Origin of the sequence: Gimesia sp. (assembly GCF_048260065.1) — a bacterium.
GTDB lineage: Bacteria > Planctomycetota > Planctomycetia > Planctomycetales > Planctomycetaceae > Gimesia.
The window spans coordinates 637,986-653,044 of sequence record NZ_JBLXHC010000001.1; the positions used below are offsets into that span (position 1 = coordinate 637,986).

Sequence of the window (15,059 nt, forward strand, 5' to 3'; positions counted from 1 at the left end):
CTGGAAATGAGTTCCGGGGGACATACCGCGGATTTCTATAAGAAAACTACTGAATATGGAGATACGATGATGCGTCATTTGAAATTGCTGATGTTATGTTTGTTCTGGGGAGGTGTGTCAGCTTCTGCTGCAGATACTGATTCCGGTACGGCAGCTCCTTCCGCAGACGAGACTGCGATTCGTGCAGCGATTGATTCTTACAAAACCGCATTTGACAAAGGCGACGCGAAAGCCGTCGCTGCACACTGGACTCCGACGGGAGAATTTGTGACTCCGGGAGGCGAAACCTTAACCGGACAAGATGCCTTGGTAAAAAGCTTTACTGAGTATTTCAAAACGACTCCAAATGTGAAGATCGAGCTGGATAGTGTGGGAATTCAGTTTATTTCTCCTGGTGTTGCCATTGAGGAAGGGGTTGCCAGGGTGATGTCACCTGACAAGGAGCCGGATGTTACTGAATATGCGGCGGTCCATGTAAAAACACCTGCAGGGTGGAAACTGGACAGCGTCAAAGAAACGGAAGTGATCGTACCACAATCACATTATGAACAGCTCAAGCCATTGGAATGGATGATTGGAACCTGGGTTGATGCCGGTGATGATGCGACAGTAGAAACCATCTGTCGCTGGACGAAAAACAAAAATTTCATCACACGTTCATTCAAAGTGCATATTGAAGATCGGGTGGAGATGGAAGGAACCCAGATTATTGGCTGGGATCCTGATAAACAGACGATTCGTTCCTGGTTATTTGATTCAGAAGGTGGTTTCGGGGTCGGCATGTGGTCACAGAAGGAAAATCAGTGGACGATTCGCACACTGCAGGTTCTGGCCAACGGCGAAAAAGCCTCGGGAATCAATATCATGACAAAAGTAGACGACGATACGTTTAAGTTTCGTTCCCTCGGACGTGAAGTCGATGGAATCCTGCTTCCCGGAATCGATGAAATTACTGTGGTGCGTCAACAATAAAGTAACAGAGTACGACAGCATCCGTTAAAGCGATCAATATTTTATGTTTTTCAAAGGTGAGACAATTATGAAAACTCCCTGTATTGCAATACTTGTGGGAATGCTTTCCCTCTCTCTCATATCCGAAGACCTGTATGCCCGCGGCGGACGCGGCGGTGGTGGAGGCGGTCGTAGTTTTGGTGGCGGTGGAGGCGGAGGTCGCAGTTTTAGTGGCGGCGGAGGCGGTCACAATTTTGGCGGAGGTGGCCGCAGCCCTTCGATGAGCAGGCCCTCTGTTTCGAGACCAGCCAGCCGACCCAGTGGGGGGAACCGACCAAATCTCAATAATCGTCCCTCCGGTGGAAAGCGTCCGAATCTCAGCAATCGTCCCGGCGGTAATAACCGACCCAACATCGGAAATAATCCTGGTGGAGGAAATCGCCCGAATCTGAATAACCGACCTGGCAACGGTAATCGACCCGATTTTGGGAGTCGTCCCAGTCAGGGACAACTGCAGGAATTTCTCCATTTGCCTGGGAATAGTGGTTCAGGAAATCGACCCGGAAGCGGCAATCGTCCGGAAATCGGAAATGGTTCTAATATTGTGAACCGACCTGGCAGTGGTAAACCACCAGTAATTGGTAACCGTCCTGGAAACGGTAATCGCCCCGGCGATGGTAACCGCCCTGGGATCGGTAATCGGCCGGGAAATGGAAATCGCCCTGATATCGTCAATCGACCCGGTAGTGGCGATCGGAATAACATCAACATCGGAAATAACCGAGGACCTGGTAAAAATAATATCTCGATCAACGAGATCAACAGGAACAATGTTCGTGTTGGGAATAACGTCAGGAATAACTGGAATGGACGCCATGTGAATGCGTTTAACCGTTCATGGTGGGCAACTCGTCCCGGTTGGAACAGTCCAGCCTGGCGTTTTCAGCATGGCTGGGGGCGATATCCTGTAGGTTACTGGTGGCGACCTGTCACTGCAGTTGCTTTAACAGGCTGGTTTGCAGGCTGGTGGAGCACTCCCTCATATTATGATTATGGACAGAATATTTATTACCAGGATAACTCAGTCTATTATGGTGATCAGCCAGTCGCGACGGCAGATGAGTATTATCAGCAAGCCGTAACTCTCGCAGATTCGGTTCCGGAAAATGCGGCTTCAGATGACCAGACTGACTGGATGCCTCTGGGAGTCTATGCCATCACCAATGCAGATTCGGAAGAAACCAATATGGTTTTACAGTTGGCAGTAAGCAAGGATGGAGTCATTGCCGGCACCTTCTATAACGATATCACGCAGGTCTCGCACCCTGTGGAAGGTATGGTTGAGAAAGAAAACCAGCGGGCGTCCTGGCATTTCTCCGATGGCTCAAATCCCAATCTGGTGATGGAAACGGGGATCTACAATCTGACGAAAGATCAGACCGATGTGCTCGTGCACTTTAATGCCGAAAAGACGCAGACCTGGATGCTGGTACGTCTGCCGGAGCCCGAGGGCAATGGTAATCAATCCAACTGATCGAATTTAATCGGCAGTCGCAAATAAGAGAAACGGATGATCTGGGTGATTTCAGATCATCCGTTTTTTTTGATACTCCATTACTTTGACTGCGTGGACAGCTGTTTGTTTTTCAGTGATTGAAACAGATCCAGTAGAGTCGAGACAATAATTGTGGATGCATCTGTTTCGAAATAATTGGTTCCCAGCCAGGATTCATAACCACCCCAGCGATGTTGTTCCGGAGTTGGTAAATACCCGAAGGAGCCATTGGCCAGTTCAATGGTAAAGGTTTCTGCGAAGGGGCTGCGCTCTTTGAGTTCCAGGCCGGTTTCAGTGAAGGTCTCGAAAGGAATAGCAGCGATGCCAAGATCGCCAATGCAAATCGCCTGGATCGGGATTTTGATTTCATCGGGAGCACCTTTCAGACCGGCAATTCGTTCCGCATAAATTTCTTCCCGTGATCGACGTTTGCGCGATTTGTCCCTGGGAGCGGACATCACTTTGGCAAAATGTTCCTGCATTTCCGGAGTCGGTTTTCTGAGTTTTAAAGGCAGGCTGGCAGTCGCTGCGCCAAGGGGCACCCAGTCATGAAATTTGATCTTTTGATGCGCTTCCTGAACCCGACTTGCTACTTTTTCCGCGACTTCCTGCATCTTTTCATACTGTTTGTAGCGACGGCCATTTTTCTGGGTAAAGTTGATATTGTTGACATCACCACTGGTTCCATTGGATAATATCCCGACAAACGGCGGATGCTGATTTTCCGCATTCAGCTTTTGGGTAATGATCCGTGCAAAATATCCAAAGTAGTCAGCTGAAATTTCCCCGGAACGAACTCCCCCCACGTAATGCAATGAATAATTAGCGAGTAAAGCAATGGGACGCTGTTCCAGGCTTTGGATTGAGATAAAGCTGATCTCCGGATCGGTCGGGCCTGCAGGGCGGTCCAGTGCTTTGTGACCCCGCGGTGGATTCATGCGTACCCGATCGATGCCTCCAAACGGATTGGTCAGAAGACTCGTCTCATTGACAAACCAGCGGCGATTGTGGACTTCGGAGGGTTCATCAATCTTTCCCCAGCCAATTCGGGCCGGTTCCAGTTGAAATAAAGCCCGACGAATGCTGTCGGAGATCCGGTTTGCGAGAAATTTCTGGTATTCTGTGAATTCTGTCTCACGTATGACCTTGGAAGGCCCTCGTGCTGTGGTAGCGGAGTGAGTGTGCGTGGAAGCCAGCAGTATGTGAGATTTGGGAATGCCGGTCGCTTTGTGTGCCTGTTCCTTGGCCAGATCAAATACCGATTCCGGAATGCCGACATTATCGCATAAAACGATGGCCAGTCGGGTCTGACCGTCATCCAGTACGATGCTCCTTGCATGCAGTTCGTCATGAACCTGAGTCGCCGGGATTGGATTCCAGCCACCCACAATCGGTTGGCCCAGAGGGGGCGTGATATTACTGGTTGCGGCTCCGGCTTTAAAAACGGTCTGTTTTTCGGCAGCAGAACCGGTAGCAGCGGAAATGAACCAGAATACGGCTGTCAGAGCAACGTATGAAAATTGTTTTAAGCTATGACTGGTCATGGCGTGTCTTTCATAGAAACGTGTGATGCTGAAGAGCGTGTTTCAGTCTGTCTCAGGTTGGCTGATTTAATCAGGCAGGCAGGTGGTAATGAGTTATAATAATTATTGTAAACAATCGCGCACCAGCATGCCAGATTCAGGCGGATTTGCTGCATGCTGTATGAGGGAGCCTGACTGTCGAAACAAAATACTTGAGTTTTATCAGGCAGAACTGCAAAATGAGAGGCAAAGATATAACCTTCCAATAAGACAGATAGGAATTACCATGTTCAAAAACGGCCTGTTTTCTGTTCTTTCTTTCCTGCTGTTCCTTCCGACTCCGTTAGTGGCCTCTGAACGATTTCTGATCGAGAACGGTCAACCTCGGGCAGAGATTGTGATTTCCGCACAACCATCCCGCACGACACGTCTGGCAGCACAGGAGATGCAAACCTATCTGGAAAAAATATCGGGTGCGAAATTAAAAATCGTTGATGAACCAACCGCAGATTATCCAGTTAAAATTTATATCGGCAGCAGTCCTCATACACAAAAACTGGGGATCACTGCAGAGGGGTTAAAATATGGTGCCTATCGGATCGTTTCCGGAAAAAACTGGCTCGCTTTGATTGGCGATGACACTGATTTTGTTCCCATTGAACCCTGGCCACGTAGTAATAATGATATCGCCAGCGGCAAAATGCAGGCTGCCTGGGATGAAATTACAGGTGAGCACTGGGGGTATCCACATTCTCAACTGCGCAAGCATTACACGGGGGCCACCAGTCTGTTCGGCACTCCCGGAGAGCAGAAGGACGATAAAAACGGAAACGTCAACGTCTGGGGATTCGATGAACGAGGCTCATTTAACGCTGTGTGCGGATACCTGAGAAGTCTGGGTGTGCGTTGGTATCTCCCCGGAGACTTAGGCGAGATTGTTCCGGAGCTCAAGACGATTAAACTGCCCGAGATTGATCAGATAGTCGAACCTGATTTTCCTTTGCGCACGTTGAATTTCCGGTTTGCTGTCTACGGTCGCGATGCGGCGATGTGGGGGATGCGGCTGGGAATTCGAGAACCGTACGGTAGACAGGCAGCGCACGGGCTCGATCATATGACGCATAACGATTACACGCTGAAAAATCATCCGAACTGGTTTGCATTGTATGGTGATAAACGTGACACCCAGCCGGGGAAACGACTGAATCAGTTATGTTACTCGAATGAAGAACTGTTTCAGGAGACAGTGCGATACGTGCGTGCCCAGTTTGATCACTTCAAAATGGATGAAGTCTCGGTTATGCCTCCCGACGGATATACAGCGATCTGCCAGTGTGAAGACTGTAAAGGTAAAGATACTCCTGAGCGGGGTTACCGCGGTGCTTTTTCAGACTATGTCTGGGATTTTGTGAATCGTGTCGCGAAAGAGGTTCGCAAAACTCATCCGGACAAACGGATTTCCAATTGCGCATATGGGACTTACACCCAGCCGCCGCTTCATATTGACAAGCTGGAACCCAATCTGCAGGTAATCATTGTTGGCGGACGCAGGCCCACCAGCGAATCGCGCGAGGAACTGGCGCAGTTGCGTCAGGATTGGGCGAAGAAGACGGATCTACCTGTGATTATCTTTGAAAACTATCCCTTTACCGGACGCGGTTTCTATCTGCCTGCTTATATTCCTCAAGTGTTAGGGGACAGTATCAACGCCACCAAAGGGACGTCGCAGGGGGAAGACATCTGGTTGACGATGGATTTCGGTGAAAATGCCATTGGCTATAACCATTTCCTGATCTACTTCACTGCGAGAATGTACTGGGGTGGTAAAGATCAGAATGCAGTGGAAATGTTCGATGAATACTGTCGGCTGTTTTACGGTCCAGCGGCGCCTGCGATGCGAGAGTTCTTTACATATTGTGAAAACCACTGGCGGGAAATGGAAAAAGATGGCGATAAAGCTGAACATGCTCTGAATCTGTTTGCATCAGCGAAATCAAAAGTTGACGAAGCCTCTGTCTATGGACAACGTATTCGACTGGTTGATCTCTATCTGAATGGATTGCGAAATAAGAGTAAACAGCTGGCTCAGAAGCGGGGACCGGTTCCGACACTGAGACTGGTGGGAGATCCACGCGGAGAGATCCAGATCGATGGTAATCTTGATGACAAACTCTGGAAGAATATTCCCACTGCTTCCACTGGTCAGTTGCGCGAACTGCAGACAGGCCGACAACCCATCTACGGGACATCAATCAAGAGTTGCTGGTTAGGAAGGGACCTGTATTTTGCGATTCGCTGCGAAGAAGCTCTGGGGGAAACACCCAATAGCACGACGACGAAAAAAGAAGATCAGGCGATCTGGTACGGTGATGCGGTAGAAATACTGCTGAATACCGAGTCACACAGTTATTATCAGATCGTTGTGAATCCCAAAGGGGCGATGATTGACCTGGATCGCGGAGCCGACAGAAATAACTGGTTCCGCTGGGATTCCCAGGCGGAAGTGGCAACACAAGTCGCCGATGGGTACTGGACTGCGGAAATCAGAATACCAGTTGTTTCGGATGAAAATGATCCACTGCATCAGGTTATTGGTCACAAGCCAACTCAGAGTCTGCCGTGGTATATCAATGTCTGTCGCCAGCGGATTCGCGAAAATGGTTCTGAATATTCTGCTTTTGCTCCTACAGGAACAGCTGGTTTCCACGAACCGATGAAATTTGCCCATTTCTACCGCGGCTTATCACATCAGTTTCCTGCAGATGAGAGTGTGACCGATTATCTGATTGCCGATCGGGCAGCGAATCAGCTACTCAGGAAACGAAAATATGCTGCTGCAGAAGAGGCATTTGTGGCATTGAGTGAAATAAAGAAGATTACTGAAATTCAGAAGTCGACTGCACTTGAGAATGCCGCAGGTTGTGCGCGTGCGCTGAAGAACTATGATCGTGCCAATCAACTGGCAGATCAGATTCCGGTGGAATCGATTGCAAAAACAGTCCGGATGGAGAATCTGTTAAGCCAGAGAGATTTTCAGACAGTCATCGATCAATTTGGAAAGGAAGACTTGAATCAGTGGCCCTTCTGGCAGGCAGGAGCTGGGGCCTCTGCTCGCGCCCGCGCTTTTTATGGACTAAAAAATGGCCAGAAAGCGGAAGCCGATTTCCAACAGGCGTTGGAGCTAACCCCGGATTCCCGGCTCAAATCCGGTATTCTGGTCATGATGGGCAACAATCGGGAAATGAATCTACGGGACGACAAATCGGCACTGGACGCGTATCAGCAGAATTACCTTGACGCGGGACGCATCGGGTCTGCGGATCAGTTTCGTTCTGTGCAGGGGGCGATACGAATCCTGATTCGACAGAAAAAATATGACGAGGCAATGCAGGTCCTGGATCTGGTTAAGATAGCAGACCTGAAAGGAGTGTGGCGTCACGAAATGATGCTGTCGCAGGCGAGTATCCTGTCCGCCTCTGATCAGGTTGATCAGGCTGCCAACGTCTATCGGGAACTGCTGAAAGATCCCTCTGTGGGAGCAGGCCATCGTCAGGCGGCTGAAGCGGCGCTGTCTGAATTGAATCAAAAATAATCACTCGCGGTCTGATATCACCAGGAGCAAATCGAATCGATAGTGCCGGTCAACCAGTCATGGGTAGACATCTCAGGAGACTGGTCGGGCTTTCGAAATAGAACCAGTAGTTTCCTGCTGTGGATTCTGCAATGCGCTAACCACAGCCATAGGGAAAATCCCTATCCCTGATTCACAATCCTCCCTGATTTCTTTCCTGCTCCAGAAATTATATTTTCATCAATGAGTGTTGATTGTTTTCACTGTAAAACAAACTCGAGATGAAAGGAGTGAGCGATGACAATGGTAGCCGAACAGCAGATGGAACATATTGGCGAAACAAAAGGATGTGCTGATCATGACCACGACATGATTCATGAGTTGAGTAAGAGACTGGATGCTTTATGGCGTTGTGATCAATATATCGCCAATGCGGAAGGGCATGCCGATCTGAGACGTTTCTGGATAGAAATCAAATCTCAGGAAGAAGCAAATATCTCACGATTGAAAGAGCTTCTGGCAATGCATGTTCAGAACAAATGCTTCTAAGCAGTATTGTGAAGTGAGGCTTGGTGAGTCAGATACGTACAGGCGTTACATCAGAATCGGAGAGACTGGATCTGCAGATTGAATCAATAACAGCTGCAATGTCTGAATTATTGTAGAGAGACCAAGCCTGTTTTCTGTTATCACATTTTTTAAGGAGAAAATGAGTTATGGCAACAACAGTCTCAACAGAAAAAAAGAAATCAGGTTCAGCCGGTAAGAATGAAGTTCAGACCAGACCGCTGTCACGATTTTCACAGGATCTCAGTAATTTTATGGGACGGGCTCCCTTTTTAGCATTTCGGAATGAGATGGATCATCTGCTGAACCGTTTTTCTGACGATTTCGGAAACGGCTGGCTGACACAAGGTTACGCTGCGACCCTGGATTTATCGGAGACAAACAACCACATTGAAGTCCGAATGGATGTTCCTGGAATTCAACCGGAAGAAATAGATGTAGAAGTCTCAGGCAATCTGCTGCGAATTACAGGAGAACGCAAGGAAGAAAACGAAGAAAAAGGAAAAATGTTCCATCGTATGGAACGACGTTCCGGTCGTTTTTCCCGTTCGGTCACATTGCCTTGCGAAGTACAGGAAGATCAGGTTGAAGCCAGCTGTGAAAATGGTGTGCTGACAATCTCACTTCCCAAGTGTGAGTCAGTGAAGCCACACAAAATTAATGTGAAACCGGTCGCAAAATAATGACGATTGTTTCTGCTACAAAACAGTGATCCTAGGTGTGCCACTGATTAATGCATGGTGGCACACCTTTTTAATCAGGCAATGCATGAAATACCGCTCTGCGCCGTTTCCCGCTGTGGGGGTTTTCAGAAGACGCGCTAAGTTTCAAGGCTCTGTTTCAGAAGCGGGCAGGCGGAAATCTGAGATCGAAAAAAAAGTATCAATGAATACGAAGCTTCAGGCAGAGTCTACTGTAAATCAGGTTATGGACCTCGTCTGAGACTCGGCATATAATTAATAGTAGAGAGTTATGAGATTGTAATTAGAAAATCTCAGCAAAGGACTGTTTCGGTCTGACAGCCGCTGCAGAAGGCTCTCAAAAAGACGTTCTCGCAGTTACTGGCTCGTAACAGGCTTATGAGCCGTTATTAAGCAAGCCAGGGCCGTAGTTCTGAAAGTCGATTGCACTGACAGAATCCAGGGGCCGTTCTCAAGATACTGATGTGAGTGTCAGGACGGGGATCGAGTCAGTAATGATGAGAATCTGTTTCAGAGAGAAAGGGAGGTGCTACCATGAAACAACGAAATCAAATGCCGCATCCTGAAAATTCCGTAAAAGTAACACACGAGCATTTACAATATTTGCTCGACGAACATGAAGAGATCCTGTCTCATATTAGGGATTTGAATCAATGGTGGACCGAACTGGATGAACACGGTATGCCTAAATATGGGGAAATGGGAACCCGGATGGAAGGTTTGAGAGACCTCCTCGCTAAGCACTTCAACGATGAAGAGCAAGAGGGTTATTTTAAACCGCTCATGGATGAGGAGCCCGGATTCTGCATCATGGTACCTGACTTTAAGGAACGGCACAAAGAATTTCTCACCAGGCTCGATGATTTCAGTGTCCGTCTCAAACAGTCAAAGCCTCCGTTTCAAAACTGGAATGAAGCATTACAGGAACTCAAAAGTCTACTGGGAGATTTACGAACTAATGAGAAACGCGAAATAGATCGAGTTCGGGAAGCGTATGAGAAATCATCTCATTCCCAATGAATAAGCTTGTTTTCAGGCAGGGATCCGAAAATTACAGGTTCTGATCTTCCCGGAGCGGTAAATCGGCAATTATACTTACTGAAGACGTAAGACGAGATTGGGTAGAGTGTGACTCGATACCGGGGTCTGACGAAATGTTAATTCGTGTTTTCATTTTACCGTTCTGGAATTGATTTTAGAAATCAGTATATGAACCAGATTAATCAGCAGAAGACGAAGGTGATGATCGTCGATGACCACCCCATAGTCCGGGAAGGATATTCACGCCTCATTGAACATCAGGAAGATTTAGAAGTCTGCGGGGAAGCCGACAGTAAAGTTGATGCGATTCGAAAAATCATGGAGAATCCTCCGGATCTGATCATCGTCGATATTTCACTGAAAGATGGCAGCGGTCTGGAACTGATCAAAGATATTAAAGCCCAGTTCAGTCAGATTAAAATGCTGACCGTATCAATGCATGATGAAACGTTATTCGCCGAGCGCTCTTTGCGTGCCGGTGCACTCGGATTTGTAAACAAACAGCAGGCACCAGAGCAGTTGATCAAAGCGATTTACCAGGTTCTGAAAGGAAAGGTATTTCTGAGCCCGGCTGTGACGGAACGTATGATCTGTCGGTCGATTGGCTCTGATAATTATTCAGACTGCTCACCCATCGAACGTCTCTCCGATCGAGAACTGGAAGTGTTTGAACAGATTGGTGAAGGGGAAACCACGCGTTCAATTGCTCAGAAATTGAACTTAAGCTCTAAAACCGTGGAAACCTATCGGGAAAATATCAAGCACAAGCTGAATCTGGAAAACGCGACAGCTCTAACCCGACATGCGATTCAATGGGTCCTGGAAAAGAACTGAAGCTTGTTGTATTGCACTCAGCATCGCTCTGTGTCGCTCCATTCGGCAGATATCTGGTAGGGTAATCCCCGATAGGCCTATTCGAATTATGCCCGGTATCTATCAGTCTTCATACCTGTTAGATTTCAACTGTTGCCGGTTGATATTCTCAATGCTGCATCAGCGCGTCTCTTCAAATGCATGACATCTGTTGACAGGAATTGGTACTGATGGTGACAATCAGCAGAAATGAATTACGGGAACTTCTGAGGTCGTGCCCGGACGTGAAGCTGGTAGAAGTATTACCAGAGGTTTCTTTCCTGGAATATCATCTTCCGGGAGCCGTCAATGTACCACTCAGTGATTGTTTCAATGAACGTGTCTTGTTCCTGATTCCCGAGCTCAGTCAGATGATTGTGGTCTACAGTCTGAACTTTGCATGCCAGCAGTCTGAACTCGCCGCCCGGTGCCTCCTGGAATTGGGGTACGAGTCTGTCTTCGATTATGAACCGGGTAAAGTTGACTGGCGGGCTGCAAAACTTCCGGTTGAATATGGACCGTCGATCCTTAATGAATCTATTCAATCGAAATCCTGCGAGTCTGCTGACAGGACTCCTCCGCTTTAAATAACCTTAAGGACAAAATTCTGTTCCTGGTAGATACGATGGGGCAGGCTGCAATACACTCCGTGAGCGGTATTACTCAGGTCGTCCATGATCTAAATTCAGCTTGACTTCGGGTTGCTGTCCCGATGTGTCCACAGTTAAAAAATTATGAGCTTTTTTAACCTCGTCGACAGTCATGATCAGTTCTTGCGCCATCTGCTTCATGAAATAGGAAGTAACAGTTCCTTCCAGAAATACTTCACGATGGTGGACTTCAATTCGAATTGCACTTAAAGCCGCATATCCAGCAGTGTGCAATTTTCTTCTGATCCGAAATTTAAGCTGTAGGTCGGGATTGGCGTTGAACTGAATTCGTGTTTTGTTCTGCAGTTTCAAAGTACTCTCCTTATTTGTCATCGTGACGCTGACAAGGAAGACGGCCATCCTGGCGTAGTGCGGTGTGCTTGTGGGGGCGATTGCTTCAACAGCCTGATTGTCGCAACTTTTATTAAGATCCTGTTTTGGCGGTATGAATACTGAATAACGTGTGTTGATGACTCAAGTAATTGCACCAGGATACTCAGTTTCCGCTGGTAGCATACTTGCGATCCTTCTGGTTTGATGCGGGATGCCAGTAGGAATCAGCTTATAATACCAGTACGATAGCGGTAATCGGAAAATCAGCCGTTGTTTCATAGGGGAATTCCCTAGAGGAACTTTGATCCAACCGATAGCCAATTCTCATTTACTGCGTTACATGAAAGAATTGACTTTTCATGGACTGAATGGGCGGTTTCAGCAGAATCGCTTTGAGAGACAGAAATATGCCAGACAGAAAAATATTTCCAGTACTACTGGTCGAACCTGATCCGGAATCGCGTTTAGAGATCATGCAGATTCTGTCGACGGAAGGATTTCAGGTTGATACTGCTGAAACCATCGACGAGTTGATGAACCGTGAAAACTGGTCAGATTATTTTCTGATCATCCTGGAGCATGAATTACCGGATGGCAGGACAGATGAGTTACTCCCCCGGATACAACAGCTGGCGAAGGATGCAGAACTAATCATCATTACTTCGCTGTCAGAAGTTCAAAATATGATTCTTGCATTCAGGAACGAAATTGCAGATTACTTCATCAAACCGGTTGATGATGAACTGTTTCGAAAAACGTTACATCGGATACGAACGCAGCGGGTTGTTTCCAGTAAATTGCGTCAAACGCAGGCTCAGTTGAACGCGATTGTTGAAACAGCCATTGAAGCGGTAATTACGATCAACCGACGTGGGATAATCCAGTCCTTTAATCCTGCTGCGGAGAAGATGTTTGGTTATACAGCGGGCGAAATAACCGGTCAGAATGTCAGCCTGCTCACACCGCCACCGGTCCGGGAAAATCATGATCATTATATCTCGCAATATCTGGAAACCGGGATTTCAAATATTGTCGGAGCACGCCGTGAACTGCAGGCCTGCCATCGTGATGGAACGCTGATTCCGATTGAACTTTCCGTGACTGATCTGCCTCTGTTTGAAATCTTTGCCGGGATTATTGTTGATATCAGCGAACGAAAACAGGCCGAACAGAAACAGGCTGAACTCACACGAGCAGTTGCTGTGGCTGCACAACGTGAGCGCCGCCAGCTGGCCAATATTCTGCATGACCATCTTCAGCAGTTACTGGTCGGGGTGCGGATTCATCTGGGGATTGCCAGAAAGGGGACGACTTCAGAATCAGTAGGGGAGACACTGGCGCGGGCAGATGAACTGTTAAACCAGAGTATCGAAGTTACCCGTTCCCTGACTGCCGAACTGAATCCGGTGGTCCTGCATGAAGAAGGTCTGGCTATGGCCCTGGAATGGTTAGCGCACAATATGCTGGAACGGTACAATCTGACTGTGACGCTCGACCTGGATCAAACAGTGAGCCCACAGGCGGAACTGACGAAAATCGTTCTTTATGAGTGTATTCGCGAAATTCTGTTTAATGTCGTGAAACACTCTCAGGCGACTCAGGCCCATGTCAGTATGCATTCGGTTTCAGATCAGGAAGTAGAAATCATTGTCTCAGATGAGGGCATTGGTTTTGATCCACAACAGCTGGAAACGCATTTGTCAGAAGCAGGTGGGATGGGGTTGAGTAATATCGAGTTTCGCCTTTCGCTGATTAAGGGACAATTTCGTCTGGAGTCGGCAGTTGGGAAAGGAACAGTCGCACACATCATTGTTTCAATGGATGCAGATAACCTGGATTCACAATGAAACAAGAGAATTACTCTGCTGGTAACGATTAGATCGCAGACCAGAAGCGTTAAAGAATCCTGTCGTAACCTTAATGAAATGGCATCGTTTCGGAGTACTTGTCAACAGGTCTGCAGTCTAATTAAGGCGCTGTGAGGGGACCCTGCAGATCACTCAAAACATTCGATAATTCGGCATGGTTCTGCTTTGCAGTTCCTGTCAACTGGTCTACTTTCAGCGGCGACTTTTCTCCAGGATCCTGTTGCAGGTCATAAAAGCGACCGTCCCGGTACAGCTTCCAGTTTGGGGAACGGACACAGCTTTTATTGCGGAGTTCAATGTAAATCCACTCCCGTGTTTTACGCTGGTCAGGTTTTCCAAACAGGACAGGGGCAAAGCTGATGCCGTCACGAGGGACGTCGGCTGCTTTCAATCCGGCAATTTCAGTAACCGTAGGCAGGTAATCGCTCATGTCGACCATGTCATCAACTTCAGTACCAGCTTTGATGTGTCCAGGCCAGTTAGCAATGAGAGGCACGCGCGTTCCCGTATCATCCAGTTTCCCTTTTCCGCCGGGTACGATGCTGTTATTCCTGATAGAAAGGACTTTAGGTCGTACCATTTTTCCATTTTCATTCACGGTCAGATAACTGGCAGCGGGAGTGCCATTATCGGTGGTGAAAATGATTAACGTATTGTCACGCACACCTGTCTCGTTCAATGAGTCTACGACTTTACCGACCATATCGTCCATGGAGGCAATCATTTCGCCGTAGGTCATCCAGCGCCCATATTTGTAATAAGCCACATGCTCGTCTTTCAAGTCATCGGTCACATCGTGGCAGAGTGCCATCGGGTAATAGGCAAAGAAGGGTTTGCCCGCTTTATGGCTGCGTTTCATGAAATCAATCAGGAAATCTGCATAGACTTCAGGGCCGTACAGGCTGGAAGTGTCGTCCCGCAGCGAACCGTTCTGATAAATCAGGGGATGATGATAGCGGCCCCCTTCGTGCCAGCCAAATAGACACCATTCATCAAAACCGACACGGCTGGGATGCTGTTTGTCGTTTTTCATCATGCAGAGCTGCCATTTACCTGCGACGGCAGTGGCGTAGCCGGCCTGTTGCATGCGGTTGCCGATGGTAATTCCTTCCGCGTCACGGGGAAAATCTCCCCACTTTGAACCAGCTTTGCCAAAGCGGAACGGATACCGCCCCGTCATCAGGCAGACGCGTGTCGGATGGCAAACGGGCATGGCATAACCGTGATTGAATTTCATGCCACCTTTCGCGAGGGCATCGATGTGGGGTGTTGGATAGCTGCGACCTCCATAGCAACCGATCGCATCGCTGCCGACATCATCTGCCAGGATCAGCAGGATATTCGACTTCGTTTCGGCAGCATTCAGGCAGACAGGCGTGATTAGCAGCAAGGCGGTCAACAGACTGACTGCAGATTTTATAATGTTCATAGGATGATCCTCAGTGAT

Annotated in this window: 12 protein-coding genes; 9 read left to right on the top strand and 3 right to left on the bottom strand. The window is 48.0% G+C overall.

Features of this window, described 5'->3' with window-relative positions; all coding sequences use genetic code 11:
• Window positions 1-66: 66 nt before the first annotated feature.
• Both ACN0YN_RS02250 and ACN0YN_RS02255 read left to right on the top strand, forming a co-directional pair.
• On the top strand, window positions 67-972 hold the full coding sequence (locus ACN0YN_RS02250) for a YybH family protein (protein WP_417383352.1): 906 nt from the start codon (window positions 67-69) through the stop codon (window positions 970-972).
• Window positions 973-1,039: 67 nt separating this feature from the next.
• Window positions 1,040-2,485: a hypothetical protein gene (locus ACN0YN_RS02255; protein ID WP_417383353.1), complete on the top strand. Its 1,446-nt coding sequence runs from the start codon at window positions 1,040-1,042 to the stop codon at window positions 2,483-2,485.
• 80 nt (window positions 2,486-2,565) lie between these two features.
• Here ACN0YN_RS02255 and ACN0YN_RS02260 read toward each other — a convergent pair whose 3' ends face one another.
• Window positions 2,566-4,050: a neutral/alkaline non-lysosomal ceramidase N-terminal domain-containing protein gene (locus tag ACN0YN_RS02260; protein ID WP_417383354.1), complete on the bottom strand. Its 1,485-nt coding sequence runs from the start codon at window positions 4,048-4,050 to the stop codon at window positions 2,566-2,568.
• A gap of 265 nt (window positions 4,051-4,315) precedes the next feature.
• Here ACN0YN_RS02260 and ACN0YN_RS02265 point away from each other — a divergent pair, with 265 nt between their 5' ends.
• The 6 genes from ACN0YN_RS02265 to ACN0YN_RS02290 all read left to right on the top strand — a co-directional run bounded on the left by ACN0YN_RS02265 (window position 4,316) and on the right by ACN0YN_RS02290 (window position 11,348).
• Window positions 4,316-7,621: a DUF4838 domain-containing protein gene (locus ACN0YN_RS02265; protein ID WP_417383355.1), complete on the top strand. Its 3,306-nt coding sequence runs from the start codon at window positions 4,316-4,318 to the stop codon at window positions 7,619-7,621.
• A gap of 276 nt (window positions 7,622-7,897) precedes the next feature.
• Entirely contained in the window at window positions 7,898-8,149 is a 252-nt protein-coding gene (locus ACN0YN_RS02270; RefSeq protein WP_417383356.1) for a hypothetical protein, read from the top strand.
• Between the two features lie 167 nt (window positions 8,150-8,316).
• The gene (locus tag ACN0YN_RS02275) at window positions 8,317-8,850 is read left to right on the top strand and encodes an Hsp20/alpha crystallin family protein (RefSeq protein WP_417383357.1); all 534 of its coding nucleotides are present in this window, start codon (window positions 8,317-8,319) and stop codon (window positions 8,848-8,850) included.
• 552 nt (window positions 8,851-9,402) lie between these two features.
• Window positions 9,403-9,888: a hemerythrin domain-containing protein gene (locus tag ACN0YN_RS02280; RefSeq protein WP_417383358.1), complete on the top strand. Its 486-nt coding sequence runs from the start codon at window positions 9,403-9,405 to the stop codon at window positions 9,886-9,888.
• Between the two features lie 189 nt (window positions 9,889-10,077).
• Window positions 10,078-10,743 carry a response regulator transcription factor gene (locus ACN0YN_RS02285; RefSeq protein WP_417383359.1) on the top strand — a complete coding sequence of 222 codons (666 nt, stop codon included), beginning with the start codon at window positions 10,078-10,080 and terminating at the stop codon, window positions 10,741-10,743.
• Between the two features lie 209 nt (window positions 10,744-10,952).
• Entirely contained in the window at window positions 10,953-11,348 is a 396-nt protein-coding gene (locus tag ACN0YN_RS02290) for a rhodanese-like domain-containing protein (protein ID WP_417383360.1), read from the top strand.
• Between the two features lie 72 nt (window positions 11,349-11,420).
• On the opposite strand, the gene ACN0YN_RS02295 is transcribed toward ACN0YN_RS02290, so the two are convergent.
• On the bottom strand, window positions 11,421-11,723 hold the full coding sequence (locus ACN0YN_RS02295) for a BON domain-containing protein (protein ID WP_417383361.1): 303 nt from the start codon (window positions 11,721-11,723) through the stop codon (window positions 11,421-11,423).
• Between the two features lie 428 nt (window positions 11,724-12,151).
• Between ACN0YN_RS02295 and ACN0YN_RS02300 the strand changes: the two genes are divergently transcribed.
• Window positions 12,152-13,591, top strand: a complete 1,440-nt coding sequence (locus ACN0YN_RS02300) for a PAS domain S-box protein (protein ID WP_417383362.1) — start codon at window positions 12,152-12,154, stop codon at window positions 13,589-13,591.
• Between the two features lie 121 nt (window positions 13,592-13,712).
• Here the strand turns inward: ACN0YN_RS02300 and ACN0YN_RS02305 are convergent, their stop codons facing one another.
• Window positions 13,713-15,041 carry a sulfatase-like hydrolase/transferase gene (locus ACN0YN_RS02305; protein WP_417383363.1) on the bottom strand — a complete coding sequence of 443 codons (1,329 nt, stop codon included), beginning with the start codon at window positions 15,039-15,041 and terminating at the stop codon, window positions 13,713-13,715.
• Between the last annotated feature and the right edge of the window lie 18 nt (window positions 15,042-15,059).